The sequence below is a fragment of the Pseudomonas sp. NUPR-002 genome, from assembly GCF_056322725.1.
This window is the reverse complement of sequence record NZ_CM150476.1, coordinates 2764745-2781521: the sequence shown is the minus strand read 5'-3', so window position 1 is coordinate 2781521 and position 16777 is coordinate 2764745. Positions and strand designations below refer to the sequence as shown.

The 16777-nt window shown below is 60.7% G+C and carries 15 protein-coding genes; 4 read left to right on the top strand and 11 right to left on the bottom strand.

What is annotated here, in order from left to right:
- The first annotated feature begins 3 nt into the window (after positions 1-3).
- From ACVWSC_RS12630 to panB, 3 genes are read left to right on the top strand one after another with little or no spacing between them, the layout of a single operon-like run.
- On the top strand, positions 4-1263 hold the full coding sequence (locus ACVWSC_RS12630; RefSeq protein ID WP_442113965.1) for a methylaspartate mutase: 1260 nt from the start codon (positions 4-6) through the stop codon (positions 1261-1263).
- Entirely contained in the window at positions 1244-2497 is a 1254-nt protein-coding gene (locus tag ACVWSC_RS12625) for an ATP-grasp domain-containing protein (protein ID WP_442113964.1), read from the top strand. The genes ACVWSC_RS12630 and ACVWSC_RS12625 overlap by 20 nt, the downstream gene beginning before the upstream one ends.
- A gap of 48 nt (positions 2498-2545) precedes the next feature.
- A complete protein-coding gene (gene panB, locus ACVWSC_RS12620) occupies positions 2546-3361 on the top strand; it encodes a 3-methyl-2-oxobutanoate hydroxymethyltransferase (protein ID WP_442113963.1) in 816 nt (271 codons plus the stop codon).
- Here the strand turns inward: panB and ACVWSC_RS12615 are convergent.
- The 4 genes from ACVWSC_RS12615 to ACVWSC_RS12600 form a co-directional block, all read right to left on the bottom strand.
- Positions 3358-4752, bottom strand: coding sequence for an aminotransferase-like domain-containing protein (locus ACVWSC_RS12615; RefSeq protein ID WP_442114296.1), 1395 nt, complete (start codon positions 4750-4752; stop codon positions 3358-3360). The genes panB and ACVWSC_RS12615 overlap by 4 nt on opposite strands.
- A 151-nt stretch (positions 4753-4903) precedes the next feature.
- Complete coding sequence (locus tag ACVWSC_RS12610) at positions 4904-5311, bottom strand: OsmC family protein (protein ID WP_442113962.1); 408 nt, start codon at positions 5309-5311, stop codon at positions 4904-4906.
- Between the two features lie 143 nt (positions 5312-5454).
- On the bottom strand, positions 5455-6753 hold the full coding sequence (locus ACVWSC_RS12605) for a serine/threonine transporter (RefSeq protein WP_442113961.1): 1299 nt from the start codon (positions 6751-6753) through the stop codon (positions 5455-5457).
- Positions 6754-6865: 112 nt separating this feature from the next.
- Positions 6866-8242, bottom strand: a complete 1377-nt coding sequence (locus tag ACVWSC_RS12600) for an L-serine ammonia-lyase (protein ID WP_442113960.1) — start codon at positions 8240-8242, stop codon at positions 6866-6868.
- A gap of 146 nt (positions 8243-8388) precedes the next feature.
- Here ACVWSC_RS12600 and ACVWSC_RS12595 point away from each other — a divergent pair, with 146 nt between their 5' ends.
- Positions 8389-9327: a LysR substrate-binding domain-containing protein gene (locus ACVWSC_RS12595; RefSeq protein ID WP_442113959.1), complete on the top strand. Its 939-nt coding sequence runs from the start codon at positions 8389-8391 to the stop codon at positions 9325-9327.
- A 2-nt stretch (positions 9328-9329) separates the two neighbouring features.
- Here the strand turns inward: ACVWSC_RS12595 and ACVWSC_RS12590 are convergent, their stop codons facing one another.
- The 7 genes from ACVWSC_RS12590 to ACVWSC_RS12560 form a co-directional block, all read right to left on the bottom strand.
- The gene (locus ACVWSC_RS12590; RefSeq protein WP_442113958.1) at positions 9330-10754 is read right to left on the bottom strand and encodes an undecaprenyl-phosphate glucose phosphotransferase; all 1425 of its coding nucleotides are present in this window, start codon (positions 10752-10754) and stop codon (positions 9330-9332) included.
- A gap of 323 nt (positions 10755-11077) precedes the next feature.
- Entirely contained in the window at positions 11078-11848 is a 771-nt protein-coding gene (locus ACVWSC_RS12585; RefSeq protein WP_442113957.1) for a WecB/TagA/CpsF family glycosyltransferase, read from the bottom strand.
- The gene (locus ACVWSC_RS12580; protein WP_442113956.1) at positions 11848-13035 is read right to left on the bottom strand and encodes a glycosyltransferase family 2 protein; all 1188 of its coding nucleotides are present in this window, start codon (positions 13033-13035) and stop codon (positions 11848-11850) included. Before ACVWSC_RS12580 ends, ACVWSC_RS12585 begins: the two co-directional genes overlap by 1 nt.
- Entirely contained in the window at positions 13032-14234 is a 1203-nt protein-coding gene (locus ACVWSC_RS12575; RefSeq protein WP_442113955.1) for a glycosyltransferase, read from the bottom strand. The genes ACVWSC_RS12580 and ACVWSC_RS12575 overlap by 4 nt, the downstream gene beginning before the upstream one ends.
- 39 nt (positions 14235-14273) lie before the next feature.
- Positions 14274-15206 carry a DUF535 family protein gene (locus ACVWSC_RS12570; protein ID WP_442113954.1) on the bottom strand — a complete coding sequence of 311 codons (933 nt, stop codon included), beginning with the start codon at positions 15204-15206 and terminating at the stop codon, positions 14274-14276.
- A gap of 7 nt (positions 15207-15213) precedes the next feature.
- Positions 15214-16188, bottom strand: coding sequence for a glycosyltransferase family 2 protein (locus ACVWSC_RS12565; RefSeq protein ID WP_442113953.1), 975 nt, complete (start codon positions 16186-16188; stop codon positions 15214-15216).
- Positions 16189-16252: 64 nt separating this feature from the next.
- Positions 16253-16777 carry a serine O-acetyltransferase gene (locus tag ACVWSC_RS12560; RefSeq protein ID WP_442113952.1) on the bottom strand — a complete coding sequence of 175 codons (525 nt, stop codon included), beginning with the start codon at positions 16775-16777 and terminating at the stop codon, positions 16253-16255.

Sequence of the window (16777 nt, the reverse complement as noted above, 5' to 3'; positions counted from 1 at the left end):
CCCATGCCTTGCGTCCACGCCGGTTACTTTCAACGCTTCATTGAACACGCCCGCAGCCAGGGTCAACTGGTGGTGCAGCCACGCATGGGGTTTGGCGCCGTCGAGCAGATGCGTGCAGGGTTGTCAGCGGTCTCCGCACTGCCGTGCACGACGCTGGGCACGATCACCCTGGACAGCTACACCCGGGTGGGTGACTACCAGAGCGCCCTGCAGTGCCTGAACACCGGCAGCCCGCTCAACGGTTTTCCCATCGTCACGCATTCGCTGCAGGCGGTGCAGGGGCTGTTGCAGGGGCTCTACAGTGCGCAGTTTCCGATCCAGATACGCCACGGCACCGCGCAACCGCAAGCGATCTTCAAGCGCATGGCGGCCTTGGGCCTGGACGCCACTGAAGGCGGCCCGGTGTCGTACTGCATGCCCTACAGCCGACTGCCACTGGCCCACGCCATCGAGGCCTGGGCCGAGAGTTGCCGGATCCTCGCCGACGCCAGCGCCTATGGCCATATCGAAAGCTTTGGCGGTTGCTTGCTGGGGCAGCTGTGCCCGCCTTCGCTGCTGGTTGCCATGAGCCTGCTGGAAGCCTTGTTCTTCCGTCAGCATGGCATCACTAGCGTTTCACTCAGCTACGCCCAAGGCACCAGCATGGCGCAAGACCTGGGGGCGCTACGAGCCCTGCGCGAACTGGCCGCAGACTACCTCGACGGTATTCACTGGCATGTGGTGGTGTACACCTACATGGGGGTGTTCCCGACCAGCGAGCATGGCGCCCGCCGCCTGATCTGCGACAGCGCACGGCTGGCGAAGGCTGCAGGCTGCGAGCGGTTGATCGTTAAGACCGTCGCCGAGTCTCGGCAGATCCCTAGCGTTCAAGACAACCTCGACGCTCTCAACATGGCCGCAACGGCTGCCCATGAGCCACCCAGTGACGACAACCCGGCCAGCACGGCGTACTACGAGGAAGTGCTGTTCGAGGCGCGGCTATTGGTCGAGCAGGTGCGCAACCTGCACAACGATCTGGCCGTCGCCCTGATGCAGGCGTTTGCCAGAGGCTTGCTGGATATCCCCTACTGCTTGCACCCGGACAACCCCGGGCGCGCCACCACCCATATCGACCCCTACGGGGCGCTGCGCTGGGGCAATGTCGGCGACCTGCCACTGCCGCCAAGCTGCGGCCTGTCGACAACCGGCCCGGGCATTCGCTCCGAGCAATTGTTTGAAATGTTGCATTACACGGTGAATCGCTATGACCAACCCTTGCATTGACTCGAACTCAGCCCCCCTGGTGCTGGTCGATGCTTACTCAACCGGCGCGTTACTGGCCCGGGCCCTGGCCGTACACCGGCCGCTGCTGCACGTGAGCTCGCGCAGCGATATGCCCCAAGCCTTTGCCGCCAGTTGCCCGCAGGATCTTTTCCAGGCCCATTACAACCTCCAGGCCTTGGGCTTTGAGGCCCTGGTGAAGCAATTGAAGGGCCAGCGGCCGGCCGCGATAGTGACCGGCAGCGAGTTCGGTGTGGAACTTGCCGACCGCCTCGCCGCCGCGCTTGAGCTGCCCGGCAATGACCCCGAATACTCAGCGGCCCGCCGCGACAAATCGCTGATGGCAGAACAGGTGGCCAACGCCGGGCTGGCAACCGCCGCGCAGCTGCGCACCGCCTCAAGCGAACAGGCAGTGGCCTGGTTCCAGGCACGCGGCGCCCACCCTGTGGTGGTCAAACCACTCGACAGCGCGGGCTCCGACAATGTGTTCATCTGCCGCGATATCGAGCAACTGCAGCACGCCATCGCCTGCATTCTGGGCGCCACCAACCTGATGATGTGCAACAACCACGCAGTGTTGCTGCAGGAGTACCTGGAGGGCGACGAGTACATCATCAACAGTGTCAGTCATGAGGGTCAGCACTGGATCACCGACGCCTGGAAAAGCAGCAAGACCTTGAGTGAAGACGGGCGCAAAATCTATGACCGTGAACAGCTGCTGCCTGCCGATACCGCAGAGCTGGACCTGCTGATCGAGTATGTCAAAGGCGTACTCGACGCCCTGGCCATCGCCCATGGCCCGGCGCACACCGAAGTGATCCTCACCGCCCAGGGGCCGCGCTTGCTGGAAACCGGCGCACGCCTGTCGGGCCTGGCCAACCCCGAAGCACTGCACGCCGCCACCGGCAACGACCAGGTCGCCCTGACCTGCCTCAAATACTTGCAGCCGCAAGCGCTTGCCAGCCTGGCGCAACGTTATCGCCTGCTCAAGCATTGCTGCACGCTGAACCTGATCAGCCGCCGCGCCCTACCGTTCAATCTCGATGCGGTGCGCACGCAACTGGACACCCTGAGCAGCTATCACAGCGCACGCTTTCGTTTCAGCGACGGGCGCCAGACAGCGCCGACCATCGACCTCAACAGCTCGCCGGGTGCGGTGTTCCTGCTGCACCCGAGCGCCGACCGAATTCGCCAGGACCACCAGGCCTGGCGTGTATGGGAGAAAAACTGCTTGTAACCCACGGCAGCCCTTGACCGGGCGAGCCCACATCACAGGAAAACACTGATGAGCACACCTATCCGAACCAAGCGCATGACGGTTCCCCAACTGGTCGCCATGAAAGGCCAGCAGAAGATCGTCTCTTTGACGGCATACACAAGCTCGATTGCCATGTTGATCGACCCGATCGTCGATTTCATCCTGGTCGGTGACTCCACTGCGATGGTCGGCTACGGCCGCGCTTCGACCTTAGGAATGCAACTGGAAGAAACCATCGCCCATACCCGGGCGGTGGTCGACTGCACGCGCTCGGCCTGCGTTATCGCCGACATGCCCTTCGGCAGCTATCAGGAATCGCATGAGCAAGCATTTCGCAACTGCGCCCAGGTGCTCTCGCGCACCGGTTGTGACGCGGTCAAGCTGGAGGCCAACAGCGCCTTGGCGAGCACTGTGGAGTTTCTCGTTGCGCGCGGCATTCCGGTCATGGCCCACGTCGGGCTGATGCCACAGTTCGTCAACATCATGGGCGGCTTCAAGGCCCAGGGGCTGAGCGCCGAAAGTGCTGCAAGCATCAGCGAAGACGCCCATGCCACCATCGCTGCGGGCGCGTTCAGCGTCCTGCTCGAGGGCGTGGCCGAAGGCGTCGCCCGTCAGATCACCCGCGACAGCAAGGTGCCGACCATCGGTATCGGCGCGTCACCGGCCTGCGACGGCCAGGTGCTGGTGACCGAAGACCTGTTGGGCCTCGGTGGCGAGCAGGTGCCGCGCTTCGTCAAACGTTACGCCGACGTCGGTGCAGTCATTCGCAATGCGTGCAGCCAGTACGCCGACGAAGTGCGCAATGGTCGTTTTCCTGAGAACCGCCATTGCTATGGGGTTTAACTGGCTTGGGCAGTAGCCTGAGCCAACCGCTGTAACGCCTGGGGGATATCCTTGGACCAGTCCAGGGTGTAGCTCAGTCGCAGGTGATGCCGCCAGGCACCTTGCAGGCTGAAAATCTCCCCAGGCGCAATGACCACACGCTGGGCCAACAAGCGGTCAAACACCTGGCGCATGTCTACCGAGCGTGCAGACTCTAGCCAAAAGGTGGCGCCGCCGTGCGGTTCGGTGATGCGAAACTGATCATCGGTGTGCTCCAGCAGCAAGCCCTTCATGCAACGCATGCGCTGGTGCAACTGCGCCCGCAATGCGATCAGGTGCTGGTCAATGCGTCGAGTACTGAACAACTTGGCGATGGCCTTCTGGCGAATCGGTGACAAGCGAAAGGCGCGCTCCAGGAACAACCGATGCAACTGCGGGATGTGGCGCCGACACAGCAGATAGCCGAACGGTGCCTCCGAGCCGATGATCTTGTCGAACGTTGAAAACACCAAAAGCTTCTGCGGATCGGCAAAATCACGAAAGCGGCTGGCCTCCGGGGAAAAGCAGAATTCGCCATAGCTATCGTTTTCGAACAACCAGATGTCACGTTCTGCCAGCCAGCGACAGATCTGTTGCTTGTCTTGCGCCGGCATCAGCCCGCCATGCGGAATGCTCATGGTTGAAGACAGCACCACCAGACGCACCGGCTCCTGGCGCAAGGTGCGCTCCAGCGCGCACAGATCGAAACGGCCATTTTCGCCCAACGCAACCTCGATGACGCGGATTCTGGCTGCCTGCAGTTGGCGCAATACCGCCCAGGAACATGGCGATTCCACCAGCGCCACACTGCCCTCGAGCTGCAACGCACTCAAGGCGGTTTCCAGTACGCTGCGCAGGTCGGAGCCGATGTACACATGTTCCGCCTGCCAGTAGCTGTGCGTGGAACAGGTGTAGCGGTCAGCCAGCACACTGCGCAACTCCGGCTCGCCAAAAGGCTGGTACAGCGGTGCATGGGAGCGCGGATACTGGCGCGCCAGTTCGCGTTCGATCATCAGCAACGGCCTTTCCAGCGACAGCAACATGGCCGGGGCATCACTGCTCAAGGCCAGCATCCCGGGTTGGCGGGCGTTGGTGAACACGCTATCGAGCAGGTTGGGCGACTCTTCACCTTTCAGTGTGCCAGGCATCGCGCGGGTGAAGTAACCGTACTTGGGCCTGGCATAGATTCGCCCTTCATCCTCGAGCAAGGAATAGGCGTATTTGGTCGAAGAAACTGAAACATTTAGACGCAATGCCAATTGCCGTAATGACGGTAATCGCTGCTCAATTTGCGGGTCACTGGCTTCTATCAGTTCGACGAGGTAGCGATACACCGCCTGATAGGTAAAGTTTGAGGCTTTCTTGGTGTCCATACTCAGGTACTTAAAGGTCAATAGCAGGTGTCGTTCCATGAGCGTCTAACACAATCCTGCTACCACGTTACCGATTCAGACCCCTTGTCGCCAGCTCAATCAGGCGGCGCACACGGCGCCGCAACCTGGGTTTGCTCAACCGCCAATCGTGTCAGTCGCTCAGTTGACTGTCGATGACAATACTGCCGCTGAGCAGCTTGTGCACCGGGCAGGCATTGGCCACGCCCAGCAGGCGCTCACGCTGCGCCGCATCAAGATCACCGTGCAGTTCGATGACACGTTTGATCTCGGTGCGCGCGGGCGCGGTTTTCTCTTCTTTGGTGATATCCAGCAACACATGCACATGCTGCAGCGGCCACTCCTTGCGCCGGGCATACATCGACAAGGTGATCGCCGTGCAGGCGCCCAGGGCGGAGAGCAGGAGTTGATGAGGGTTGGGGCCGGTATCACGGCCCCCCAGTGCCTGGCTTTCATCGGCCAGCCACTGGTTCACGCCTGCGGACAAATTGACGCTGTAAGGGATCTCTCCCAGCTCGGCGTGGACGGTCGAATCGGTCATCTGCGGGGGCTTCCTCTGCGATTGCCAGGCCGACAGGGCCTGGCGCTACTGTCTTTACACTAGCGTCAGACCCGGCACGGCGAAAGTCGCAATCACAGCTTGCAGTGTTCTGCCATCAGAACAGCCGCCCATTTGCAGCTGCTTCAGGCAAAGAACGAGTAGACGATGGCCGACAAAGTGATCAGGCCAATCAGCACCACAAAGACATTGGAAGCCTTGCCCGAATATTTACGCAGCGACGGCACCTTGTGTATGGCGTACATCGGCATCAGGAACAACAGACACGCAATGATTGGCCCGCCGATGCTCTCGATCATACCGAGGATGCTCGGGTTGAGCGTGGCCACCACCCAGCAGGTCAGCACCATGAACAACGCTGTCAGTTGCTCCAGACGCTTGGCGGGCAGTTGCTTGCCGCGGCCGCGCAGGTTTTTCACGATGATGCCCTGGAAGCCTTCGCTGGCACCGATGTAGTGACCAAGGAACGACTTGGTGATCGCCACCAATGCAATCAGTGGCGCAACAAAGGCGATCACCGGGGTCTGGAAGTGGTTGGCCAGGTACGACAGGATCGAAATGTTCTCGTGCTTGGCGGCCGCCAGATCCGCAGGGCTCAACGCCAGTACGCAACTGAAGCAGAAGAACATCACCGTGAGCACCATCATCACATGCGCACTGGCCAGAATACGGCTGCTTTTCTGTTCAGCCTGCTCGCCGTAGCGGTGTTTCTGGTCGACGGCAAAGGCCGAGATGATCGGCGAATGGTTGAACGAGAACACCATGACCGGAATCGCCAGCCACAAGGTTTTCAGAAACAGGTCCAGCGGCATGCCCTCGGCGGCCTGGGCGAAAAACGCGCCGTTCCAGTTGGGAATCAGGCTCAGCGCCAGCAACAACAGCGCGGCAACGAAGGGATAGACCAACAGGCTCATGACCTTGACGATGATCGCCTGGCCACAGCGGACCACGATCATCAGACCGCAGATCAGCAGCAACGCCAGCAAGGCGCGCGGCGGTGGCGTCATGTGCAACTGATGCTCGATGAAACTGCCCAGGGTGTTGGTCAGCGCCACGCTGTACACCAGCAGAATCGGGAAAATGGCAAAGAAGTACAGCAAGGTGATCAGCTTGCCGGCACCGACACCGAAGTGCTCTTCAACCACTTCGGTGATGTCTTCGCTGCTGCCGCGCTTGCCGGACAGCACGAAGCGGGTCAGGCCGCGGTGAGCGTAGAAGGTCATGGGGAACGCCAGCAGCGCCAGGACCAGCAGCGGCCAGAAGCCCCCTACGCCGGCGTTGATCGGCAGGAACAAGGTGCCGGCGCCGATCGCGGTGCCGTACAGGCCCAACAGCCAGGTGGTGTCGTGACGGTTCCAGGATTTGCTGTCTGCACGCGCAGGCGTGCCCACACCCGGGTGGGTGGTGGTGTTTACATCAGTCATCGAAATTGCCTTGTAGTTGTTTTTGTCGCTTCTCTGTAGGCGCGGGCTTGCCCCGCGATCGCGGTATGCCTGATGCTCCGCAATCGCGGGGCAAGCCCGCTCCTACCCTGCCTCAACACTCAACAAAGGCGACCGCCAGGCCGCCGCGCGAAGTCTCCTTGTAGTTGGCATGCATGTCGGCACCGGTATCGCGCATGGTGCGGATCACCCGGTCCAGGGAAATGAAGTGTTCGCCATCGCCACGCAGAGCCATTTGCACAGCATTGATGGCCTTGACTGCAGCAATTGCGTTGCGCTCGATGCACGGCACTTGAACCAGGCCGCCGACCGGGTCACAGGTCAGGCCAAGGTTGTGTTCCAGGGCAATTTCCGCCGCATTTTCCAGCTGCATCGGCGTAGCCCCCAGCACCTCGGCAAGCCCCGCTGCGGCCATGGAACAGGCCGAGCCGACTTCGCCCTGGCAACCCACTTCGGCGCCGGAAATCGAGGCGTTTTTCTTGCACAGGATGCCCACCGCCGCGGCGCTGAGCAGGAAATCGACGACGTCGTTGTCGCAGGCCTCGGGGTTGAATTTCATGTAGTAGTGCAGCACTGCAGGGATGATCCCCGCCGCGCCGTTGGTGGGTGCGGTGACCATGCGCCCGCCCGCAGCGTTTTCTTCGTTGACCGCCAGGGCAAACAGGTTGACCCACTCCATGGCACTGAGGGTCGAGCCGATGACGTTGGGTTTACCCAGCTCTTGCAGGCTGCGATGCAACTTGGCCGCCCGACGTTTGACCTTCAGCCCGCCGGGCAGGATGCCTTCGTTGCGCAATCCGTTGTCCACGCACTCACGCATCGCCGCCCACAGCTTGAGCAAGCCGCTGCGCACCTCGGCTTCAGGGCGCCAGGCCTGCTCGTTGGCCATCATCAGTTCGCTGACGCGCAACTGGTGCTGTTTGCACAAGGCCAGCAGCTCGGCGCCGCTGTTGAAGTCATACGGCAGCTTTACTTCTGCAGCACCGGTGCTGGCAGCACCGATTTGCGCCGCTTCAACGATAAAACCGCCACCGACCGAGTAATAGGTCTGCTGCAACAACGAACCGGTGGCGCTGCTGGCCTCCAGGGTCATGGCATTGGGGTGGTACGGCAGGCTCTCGTCCAGCAACAGCAGGTCACGCGCGCAGTCGAAAGCGACAGGATGATGACCGTCGAGCAACAGCACCTGGCTGTCCTGCAATTGGCTGATCAGCGGGTCGATGCGCTGCGGGTCAATCTGGTCGGGCCACTCGCCCATCAATCCCAGCAGGCAGGCACGGTCGGTGGCGTGACCGACGCCAGTCGCCGACAACGAGCCATACAGGCGAACCTCTACACGGCTGACCTGCGCCAACAGGCCTTGCCCACGCAAGGTCTGGGCGAAGGTCGCAGCCGCCCGCATCGGGCCTACGGTATGCGAGCTTGAAGGCCCGATGCCAATTTTGAAAAGGTCAAAAACACTGATAGCCATACTAATGCCTGCACGCTCAGGCGACGAATGCCACGCTGAAGCGTTTTGAAAAAATTGAAGGGTGTCGCGAAGTTGCGCGATACTGCCCGGCGACTTCGGCGTTGACCAACGAAACTTTCTAAGCAAGCCTTTAGCAGAACTAAACGATGAGACGACAGTTGAATGGCCAGATGTATGTCTGGCTGCATGTATTTTCCTGTGCGGCGCGGCACCTGTCGTTCACCCGCTGCGCCGAAGAACTGCACATCACGCCGGGCGCGGTGAGCCAACAAATCCGACAACTGGAAGAGCGCCTGGGCTTTCGTCTGTTCCTGCGTCGTGCCCGCGGCGTCGAGCTCAGTGCCGAGGGCCAACGCCTGGCGCAAACGGTCAGCGAAGCTTATGGCAGCATCGACGCCGAGCTGTTGCGCCTGGACGCCGGTGAAATCCGCGGCACCCTGCGTTTGCGTTCGATCCCCTCGTTTCTGGCCAAATGGCTGACCCCGCGCCTGCCGCGCCTGCAACAGCGCTACCCGGACATCCAGCTGCGGCTGGTGGCCGAAGACAGCAGCCAGGCCTTACGTGAAGGCGACTTCGACCTGGCCATCGACCTTAACGACGGCAGCTACCCCGGCATGCACTCGACGCCGCTGCTCGATGAGCAGATATTCCCGGTCTGCTCACCTGCCCTGCTGCGTGGCCGCCCGCCGCTGCATGGGCCGAACGACCTGGCGCACTTTCCCTTGCTGCACGACATCACCGCCTGGCGCGGCAGTTCGGAATACGCTGAATGGGAGTTCTACCTCGAAGGCATTGGTGCCAGTGGCCTGGATGTGCGGCGCGGGCATACCTTCAACCGCAACCACTTGACCATTGAAGCGGCCATTGCCGGTATTGGCGTGGCCATTGCCCGGCGCACCCTGCTCAATGACGAGCTGGAACGCGGCACGCTGATCGTGCCGTTCGGGCTGCCAATCGCCAACCATAAACGCTACGTGCTGCTTTACCCGCCAGGCGGCCTCACGCACCCGAGCGCTCGGGCGGTGCATGATTGGCTGGTGGAAGAAGCTGAAAGCTTTCGCGCCTTGCATGCAGCGGCGCAATAGCTCTAGTAAGCCTGCTTCCCCGTAAAGGCATTCAAGGTACGCACCAGAATCACGAAGTCGAGCCACAACGACCAGTTGTTGATGTACTCGATATCCGAGTCCACCCGTTGGATCATTTGCTCGATGTCTTTGGTTTCGCCCCGGAACCCCCGCACCTGCGCCAGGCCCGTCATGCCAGGCTTGATGTTGTGGCGGGCGAAATAGTCGACGATATCCTGCGAGTACAGGGTATCGTGCTGCATCGCATGCGGTCGCGGCCCGACCAGGGACATCTCTCCGGTCAGCACATTGAACAGCTGCGGCAGTTCATCCAGGCTGGTACGGCGAATGAAAGCGCCGACCCGGGTCAGGCGCGGGTCATTCTTCTGCGCTTGTTTGACCACTCCATCTTGCGGCTGATGAACCACCATGCTGCGAAATTTCCAGATACGGAAAGACTCGCCGGTCCAGCCCATGCGTTCCTGACGGAAAAACACAGGCCCCGGGCTGTCGAGCTTGATCGCCAGTGCAACCAGCAACAACACTGGTGAGATAAACAGCAGGATCAGCGCTGCCAGCACCCGGTCTTCCAGGTTCTTGAGGAACAGGCTCATCCCGGTCAGCGGTGTTTCAGACAAGGTCAGCACCGGAATGCCGGCGATTTCGCGGACACTGTGATTGATCAGGCGCAGCGAAAAGATGTCGGGCACCCAGTTAACCGAAATGCACTTGTCGAGTAACTTCAGGTACACCTCGTTGATCACTTCAGAGCCACCCAGCGGCGTCACCAGGTACACGGTACGGATGCCATGCTGGGCAACAATCTCATCAAGGTCGGAAATGTGTCCAAGTATCGACAGGCGTTGCTTGGCATCTGCGTGTTCTTTATCGCGCTCTTGCCCTTCATCGAGCAACACGCAACCGACAATACGCTCGCCGAACCAGGGGTTGTTACTGATCTTCTGATGCAGAAAGTTCGCCAGGTCGCCTGCGCCGATGATCAACGCGTTTTCCATCCGGTAAGCGTTGGCCATGAAGCGCTTTTGCACTTCGCGCACAGCAAAATGCAAAAACAGCTGCACGAAGTAGCCAATGACAAACAACTGCCCGACCAGCATCCGTGAATAGTTCTCGCTGGTTTTCGTCAGGAACGCCATGACCATCAGAAAACAGAAGGTTGCCGACCAGGCCTTGAACAACCTGAACGCCTTGATCGAGAGGCCGACGTTGCTGCGGTAAATGGCATAGTGGTCATAGATGACCGCCAGGGCGCCAATCAACAACAGCAGCATGATGACGTAGTCGGAGGTGATATAGCCGATCTGGTCAACGATCAGATACCAGGCGACACCCGTCACCGCAATACCGTCGAGGCCCGCCTGAATGGCGTTACTGACGCTGCTTCTTCGCTGGAGTAGAGAACGACTGCTTCTGGGTTCGAAAACCATTCTCAGACCTCATCAATTTGAGATACCAAACGCCTTCCTTTCAAACACAATCGATCAAAACCCAACGATCAACGACTACAAAAACCACCGTTTGACACTGCAACGCCAAACAATAGTGTGCTCAGACCCCGACGAGTCAGCTCGACGGATGTCTCTTTTGAATCAAACAGACAAGTGAAGTCGCCACACACCCCAGGCGCCGAAAGCGGGATACCGTAGCTCGCCCGATCTAGTGTTCACTGCTCAAGGGCGTTTGATATCACTGTAGCAGCACCCAGCCGAGTGGGCGGTTTGATTCACTCTTGCCATAGCTTTTGGCCGATTCACGCGCTCCGGGAACTGCGCGCCGCCCCGCCCATCGTCGCCTTGGTGCAACGCAGGGTGCGCAACAGAAACAACGGATTGCCAACCACATAACGCATGAACAGGCGCTTTGGCTCCCTCACCAAGCGGAACAGCCACTCAGCACCCAATCGACGCAACCACTGCGGCGCACGCGTGACCTTGCCGCCAAGAAAATCCAGGATCGCCCCACCACAGATAATCAGGCACGGCCCACCACCGGCCGCCAGCCTGGCAGCAATGGCCTCCTGCTTGGGCATACCCATTCCCAGCACAATCAACTCCGGCTGCAGGTGCTGCGCCAGCTCGATGTAGGTGTCTGCCTCGGCAAAACCATGCTCAACCGATACCACCTGTACGCCGAACAAGGCTTCGCTGCGCTGAGCGGCCTGGCTCAGGAAAGGCTCCTGGGTGCCCCAGAACGCCACCCGCCGCCCCTTGAACGCCGCCAGTATCTTGGGAATCAAGTCGGTGCCGTTCATGTTCAGCCCGGGGGCCAGGCCGATGCGGCGAAACAGAATGGCCATACCGGAACCATCACGCAGCAACACATCGGCTGCCATCAGTGCGTTGCCATAGTCGGCATTTCCGGCCACCAGGTTCATGGCATGGGCATTGACGAAGCCCAGCACCGTTGCCGAGCGTGGCGCCGACAATGCGCCAATCAAGCCCTGCTCATCGCTACTGTCATGCACCACGCGCAACTTGGTGATAATGGCTTTCCAGCGCTGTTGTCCTGTCACGTTGTCCATCAGCGGTCATCCCGTTTCGAGCGCACCCATTCAACCTGGCGTTTGAGCAGAAAGCCCACATACAGGGGGATCTTTTTCATCGCATAGAAGGGTGCATACATCAGCACCGAAAAAGCGATCAGCTCGCGTGAGAAACGACTCCAGGCCAGCAGCACAGCGACACCCAACAGGGCCATCGCTGCCGTCGCGATCTGCGCCGGGGCTGATACCTTGAACAGCAAGAAGGCGAGCCACGACACCACGAACAGGGCCAGCAACGCCAGGGTCAGTAACGCCAATGGCGGTACCAGCAGGTCCAGGGTCATGGCCAGCAGTTTGCCGTTACGCCGGGCAACCGAGGCCCCAAGCAGCCTTGGCACCTCGGCCAGCAGCACGCCCAAATGGCCGTGCTCCCAACGCGTGCGCTGACTACTGAGACCTTCATCATTAGCCGGGAAATAACTGATCACCTGGGCCTGCGGGCAAAACAAGGGTGGCTTGGCGCTGCGACAGAAATCCAGGCCCAGCTTCAAGTCTTCCACCAGGTGACCGTTGGCCAGGTCGGCCAGCACCAGGTCGCGCCAGACAAACGCCATGCCCGAGCCCATCAATTGGCAAGGCAAGCCCAATCGTGCCCACCCCAGCGGGCGGACGAGGTTTTTCACCCGCCAGGCGAACTCGGCAATCTGCACCTTCAGCCCCGTGCCTTGCGGCGCACGCATCAGGTAGAGGGCTTGCACTGGCCGCTCAGCCTCGATACAGCGCCGGGCCAGTAGGTCAATGGCGCCCTCGCCTACTTGGCAATCGGCATCGACGATGATCACCACCTGCGGTGCATCTGCCGCCAGATGGCGCACGCCGAAGTCCAGCGCATAGCCTTTACCACGCAAGTGCTCATCGTAGCGCCCAATGACTTCGGCCCCTGCCAGGCGAGCCAGATCGGCAGTGTCGTCATCACAGTTGTCTGCCACCACCAGCAGCCGATCACCTTCAATCAGTTGCGCAGCAATGCTGGCCAGCGTCGCGCCGATCAGTGCGGACTCGTTATGGGCCGGCACCAACACCGCCAGGCGCGGGCGCGGCGCGCTTACCGGTGCGGCCGCGCGGCTGGGCAGGCAGGCCAGCACGACCTGGGCGAACAGCACCAGCACCGGCAACAGCGCAAGCAATGCCAGTGCACTGAGCATCCAGGTCAGTAGGGTCATCATGCCAATGCCTTGAAGTAACTGGCCAGTTTGGCCGCTTCGGTATCGATATCGTGCCGTTGCAACACGCGCTGATAGGCCGCTTCGCCCATGCGCTGCAGCGCCTCGGCCGGTTGTTCGAGGCAGTCGGCCATGGCCACGGCCAGTTCCTCTACGGCCCCGGCTGGAAATAGCCAGCCGCTCTCCCCTTCGCGCACCAGTTCCGGAATACCTGCCACATAGGTGGTCAGCACCGGACGGCGCAAGGCCATGGCTTCCATGATGACCACCGGCAGCCCCTCAGCAAAACTCGGCAGCACCAAGGCCCGCGCAGCGAGAATTTCTTCGCGCACCTGCGCGCTGCTGATCCAGCCGGTGATACGCACCTGTGCCTGCAAGCCATGCCGGGCAATCAGCGCCTCGATGTCCGCGCGCATCTCGCCATCACCAGCCAGGACGATTTCGAACGGTACGCCTTGAGCAGCCAGCCTGCGCGCGGCTTCCAGCAGCAGAAGCTGGCCCTTTTGCTCGCACAGGCGCCCTACGCACACCAGCCGCGGCGCGCTGGGTGCAGCAACCGCATCAACCTGATGAAACGAGCGCTCCAGGCCGCAATGCACGACTTTGACTTTTGCCCAGTGACCGTGGTCGACCCAGCGGAACAGTTGACTGCGACCATAAGAGCTGACCGCCGCAACAAACGCCGCCCGCTGGACCTTTTCGCCCAGGTAGAGGAACTGCGGCTTATCGAACTCTTCCGGACCGTGCACGGTAAAGCTGTAGGCCGGTCCGCCGAGGGCGTTGGCCAACATCACCACCTCGGTGGAGTTGGTGCCGAAATGCGCGTGCACATGCTCGGCGCCAAACGCCTGCATCCACTCCAGCACTTGGCACGCCTCGGCGACGTATACCAGATGATAAGGCCAGGGGCGATCGCCCCTCCAGCCCATACGCAGGGCCAGCCACAGGGTGGCGAAAAAGCGCCGTGGTTGCGCACGCAGCACCTGCAGTACCGGCTTTAACAGGCCCTTGATACCGCCTTGCAGCACGTAGCGGGTTTTCTCCCGCTCCTCCAGGTCTTCGGCGTCGTGCAGCTCGGCGTCCCAGCCGCGCAGGGCAATGCGTTGAATGTCCACACCCTGGCGCTCCAAGGCCAGAATTTCGCGGCGAATGAAGCTATGGCTGACCTTGGGATACTGATTGATGAAATAAGCAATTCGCATAGGAACCCGACTGAATACCCGCGTAATGAATGCCCTGGCTCAGGCGGTTTTTTGTTGTTCGCCATTGGCCGCAAGCGCCGCCTCGATATGGCCAAACACCTCATCCAGCAACGCCTGACGCCGGCGGTACATGGCGCGTTTTTTCGGCGCGATGTCTTCCATCGAGCGCATCGATGAAGTGAGGGGGAAGCTGAAAAAATCCTCGCGCGTCGATGGAATGGCGCCATGTTCCAGCCAGATAGCATCGTAATTGGCCGTCAGTTCCTGGGCTTTTTCCACGCCAAAATAGTGATGCCGATGGTGGCGGCAGGCATCACTGACGGCGTAAATAGTCTGCGCGTCGACGACTCGGGCAACGCACTTGACCGCTTCGATCAGAAAGCTTCTGGGGCGTAACCCTTCAAAGTCCTTGGTCAGGTCGCGATAGATCGCCAGTGAGCGTTCGCTGTCGATGCCTTTGTGAATGCCCTGAACCGCACCGATGAACACACACAGCCCGGTTTCCGTCTGGCGCAAGGTGAAGGCCAGTGACGCTACGCGTACCTCACCCTGAAAAATGTTCAGCACCAGCTCGCCTTCGCGCTGGAACCAGATCGGCCGGTCCAGTACCAGGGTGCAACCGCTGGAATAGCGCGACAAGTCACACAAGGTCATGTGCTGTTCGCGCCCTAGCAGCAACAGCGGCGGGAACTGCTTGGCAACCACTTCATAGTGCGACGCCACTGCTTCGAGCCGCTCATCGGCATTCCAGCTTTTGCTGATGTAGGGCCAATGCACCACGCCAATGCTGTCGATGCCAAGTTTTTCAAAACCGTCGTTACCCAGGGTGTTCGACATACGCCGTAAAAAGGCGGTCAGGTCAGACCACTCCCTGGTAATCAGCACCATCAACTTGAATTTGTTGTTCAACGCCCGCAACGAATAGCCGGGATGCAAGGTGAGTACACTTTTCGCTATCGATCGATAAATCATAGGCATCTCACTTGTACTCGATCAAAACCGCCTTGCCGGCACCGAGTCGGTTCAATAGGAACTTCACCTGCCCGAGCATTTCGGGGAATTTCCCCAGCACCAGAAACACCGCCTGCAGCCAGTTCTCGCGTGTCGAGCGATCACCGCGACGGGCCAGACGCAGCGCCTGTAACGGGTAAATCAACAGCAACAACAAACCCCAACTGCCCAGCAGCGCCGTGGCCAAGACAATCGCCAGCGGGATACCCAGGCCCCAGAGCCAGGCTCGGCGCGACTCGCGCTGCCAATGCCGCTCCGGCGCCGCGCCATGTAAGAACGCACCTTCGGCAAAGGCATAGCCGGTGCGCAGGCTGCGTTGCCACCATTGGCTGAAGCGGGTCATGCCGGCATCATGCAGGGTCATTTCATCGGCCAGGCGCCAGACCTGCCAGCCATTGGCGCGCAAGCGCACACACAGTTCAGGCTCTTCCCCGGCGATAAGGTCGGCACGGTACCCGGACATGGCGGCAAAGGCGTCGGCGCGCATCAGCGCATCACCGCCACAGGCTTTGGCCTGGCCGACCGGCGTGTCCCATTCCAAATCACACAACAAGTTGTATACCGAGCGCTGCGGAAAGCGCTCACGCCGACGCCCGCACACCACGGCAACCTGCGGATGGGCGTCGAGAAAGGCTTGCGCGGTCGACAGCCAGTCGGCATCCACTTCGCAATCACCGTCGACAAACTGCACGTAACGCATCGCCGGCAACACCTGCTGCAAACAGGCAAAGCCTTCGTTGCGTGCCCGCGCGGCGGTAAACGGCCGGGCCATGTCCAACGCCACCACCTCAACCCCGCGTGCCTGCGCCATGCGCACAGAGCCGTCGGTGGAGCCGGAGTCCACATACACCAGTTTGTCCGCCTGCCCCGCCAACGAGGCCAGGCAGCGTTCCAGCCGTTGGCCTTCGTTGCGACCAATCACCACTACGCCGATGCCTGTCACCCTGCGCCTCGCTCAACACTGTTCAACGGCCCCACCGATTGGCCACCGTGGCCAATCAGCTGACTCATGAGTACTGCACTGCTTCGCTGTGCTTTTTCGTCTTGATCGTCGCCGGCACACCCACCGCCAGGCAGTTGTCCGGCACATCGATCAGTACCACGGCGTTGGAACCGATCACCACGTTGTTGCCGATGCGAATGTTGCCCAGCACTTTGGCCCCGGCACCGATATCGACATTGTTGCCAAACACCGGCGCGATCGGTTCATTGACGTTCTTCAGGCCAACCACCACACCGTTACGGATACGGCAGTCATCACCGAACTTGGCATAGCCACTGATGACAATGCCGCCAAAATGGTCGATGACAAAGTTGCGGCCGATCTCCACCTCGCACGGCAGTTCAATACCGGTGATGATCTGGACAAACTTGAACAGTATTTTGTAGACCAGCGAGCACAGTTTGCGCAGCAGCGCCGAGCGCACGCCGTAGCGCCAGCGGCCGAAGCGATACACCAGCAACGCCCAGAAGCCCTGGGCTCCCCAGTCACCACCGTGGGCCCGTAAATCCGCACGAATATTGTCGAACAT

Excerpts from the sequence above, each read along its gene's own strand:
- ACVWSC_RS12630 (WP_442113965.1), top strand. The coding sequence starts at position 4 with ATGCCTTGCGTCCACGCCGGTTACTTTCAACGCTTCATTGAACACGCC.
- ACVWSC_RS12615 (WP_442114296.1), bottom strand. The coding sequence starts at position 4,752 with ATGGACACCAAGAAAGCCTCAAACTTTACCTATCAGGCGGTGTATCGC.
- ACVWSC_RS12575 (WP_442113955.1), bottom strand. The coding sequence starts at position 14,234 with ATGCGAATTGCTTATTTCATCAATCAGTATCCCAAGGTCAGCCATAGC.
- ACVWSC_RS12585 (WP_442113957.1), bottom strand. The coding sequence starts at position 11,848 with ATGGACAACGTGACAGGACAACAGCGCTGGAAAGCCATTATCACCAAG.
- ACVWSC_RS12605 (WP_442113961.1), bottom strand. The coding sequence starts at position 6,753 with ATGACTGATGTAAACACCACCACCCACCCGGGTGTGGGCACGCCTGCG.
- ACVWSC_RS12560 (WP_442113952.1), bottom strand. The coding sequence starts at position 16,777 with ATGTTCGACAATATTCGTGCGGATTTACGGGCCCACGGTGGTGACTGG.
- ACVWSC_RS12625 (WP_442113964.1), top strand. The coding sequence starts at position 1,244 with ATGACCAACCCTTGCATTGACTCGAACTCAGCCCCCCTGGTGCTGGTC.
- ACVWSC_RS12610 (WP_442113962.1), bottom strand. The coding sequence starts at position 5,311 with ATGACCGATTCGACCGTCCACGCCGAGCTGGGAGAGATCCCTTACAGC.
- panB (WP_442113963.1), top strand. The coding sequence starts at position 2,546 with ATGAGCACACCTATCCGAACCAAGCGCATGACGGTTCCCCAACTGGTC.
- ACVWSC_RS12580 (WP_442113956.1), bottom strand. The coding sequence starts at position 13,035 with ATGATGACCCTACTGACCTGGATGCTCAGTGCACTGGCATTGCTTGCG.
- ACVWSC_RS12595 (WP_442113959.1), top strand. The coding sequence starts at position 8,389 with ATGAGACGACAGTTGAATGGCCAGATGTATGTCTGGCTGCATGTATTT.
- ACVWSC_RS12570 (WP_442113954.1), bottom strand. The coding sequence starts at position 15,206 with ATGATTTATCGATCGATAGCGAAAAGTGTACTCACCTTGCATCCCGGC.
- ACVWSC_RS12600 (WP_442113960.1), bottom strand. The coding sequence starts at position 8,242 with ATGGCTATCAGTGTTTTTGACCTTTTCAAAATTGGCATCGGGCCTTCA.
- ACVWSC_RS12590 (WP_442113958.1), bottom strand. The coding sequence starts at position 10,754 with ATGGTTTTCGAACCCAGAAGCAGTCGTTCTCTACTCCAGCGAAGAAGC.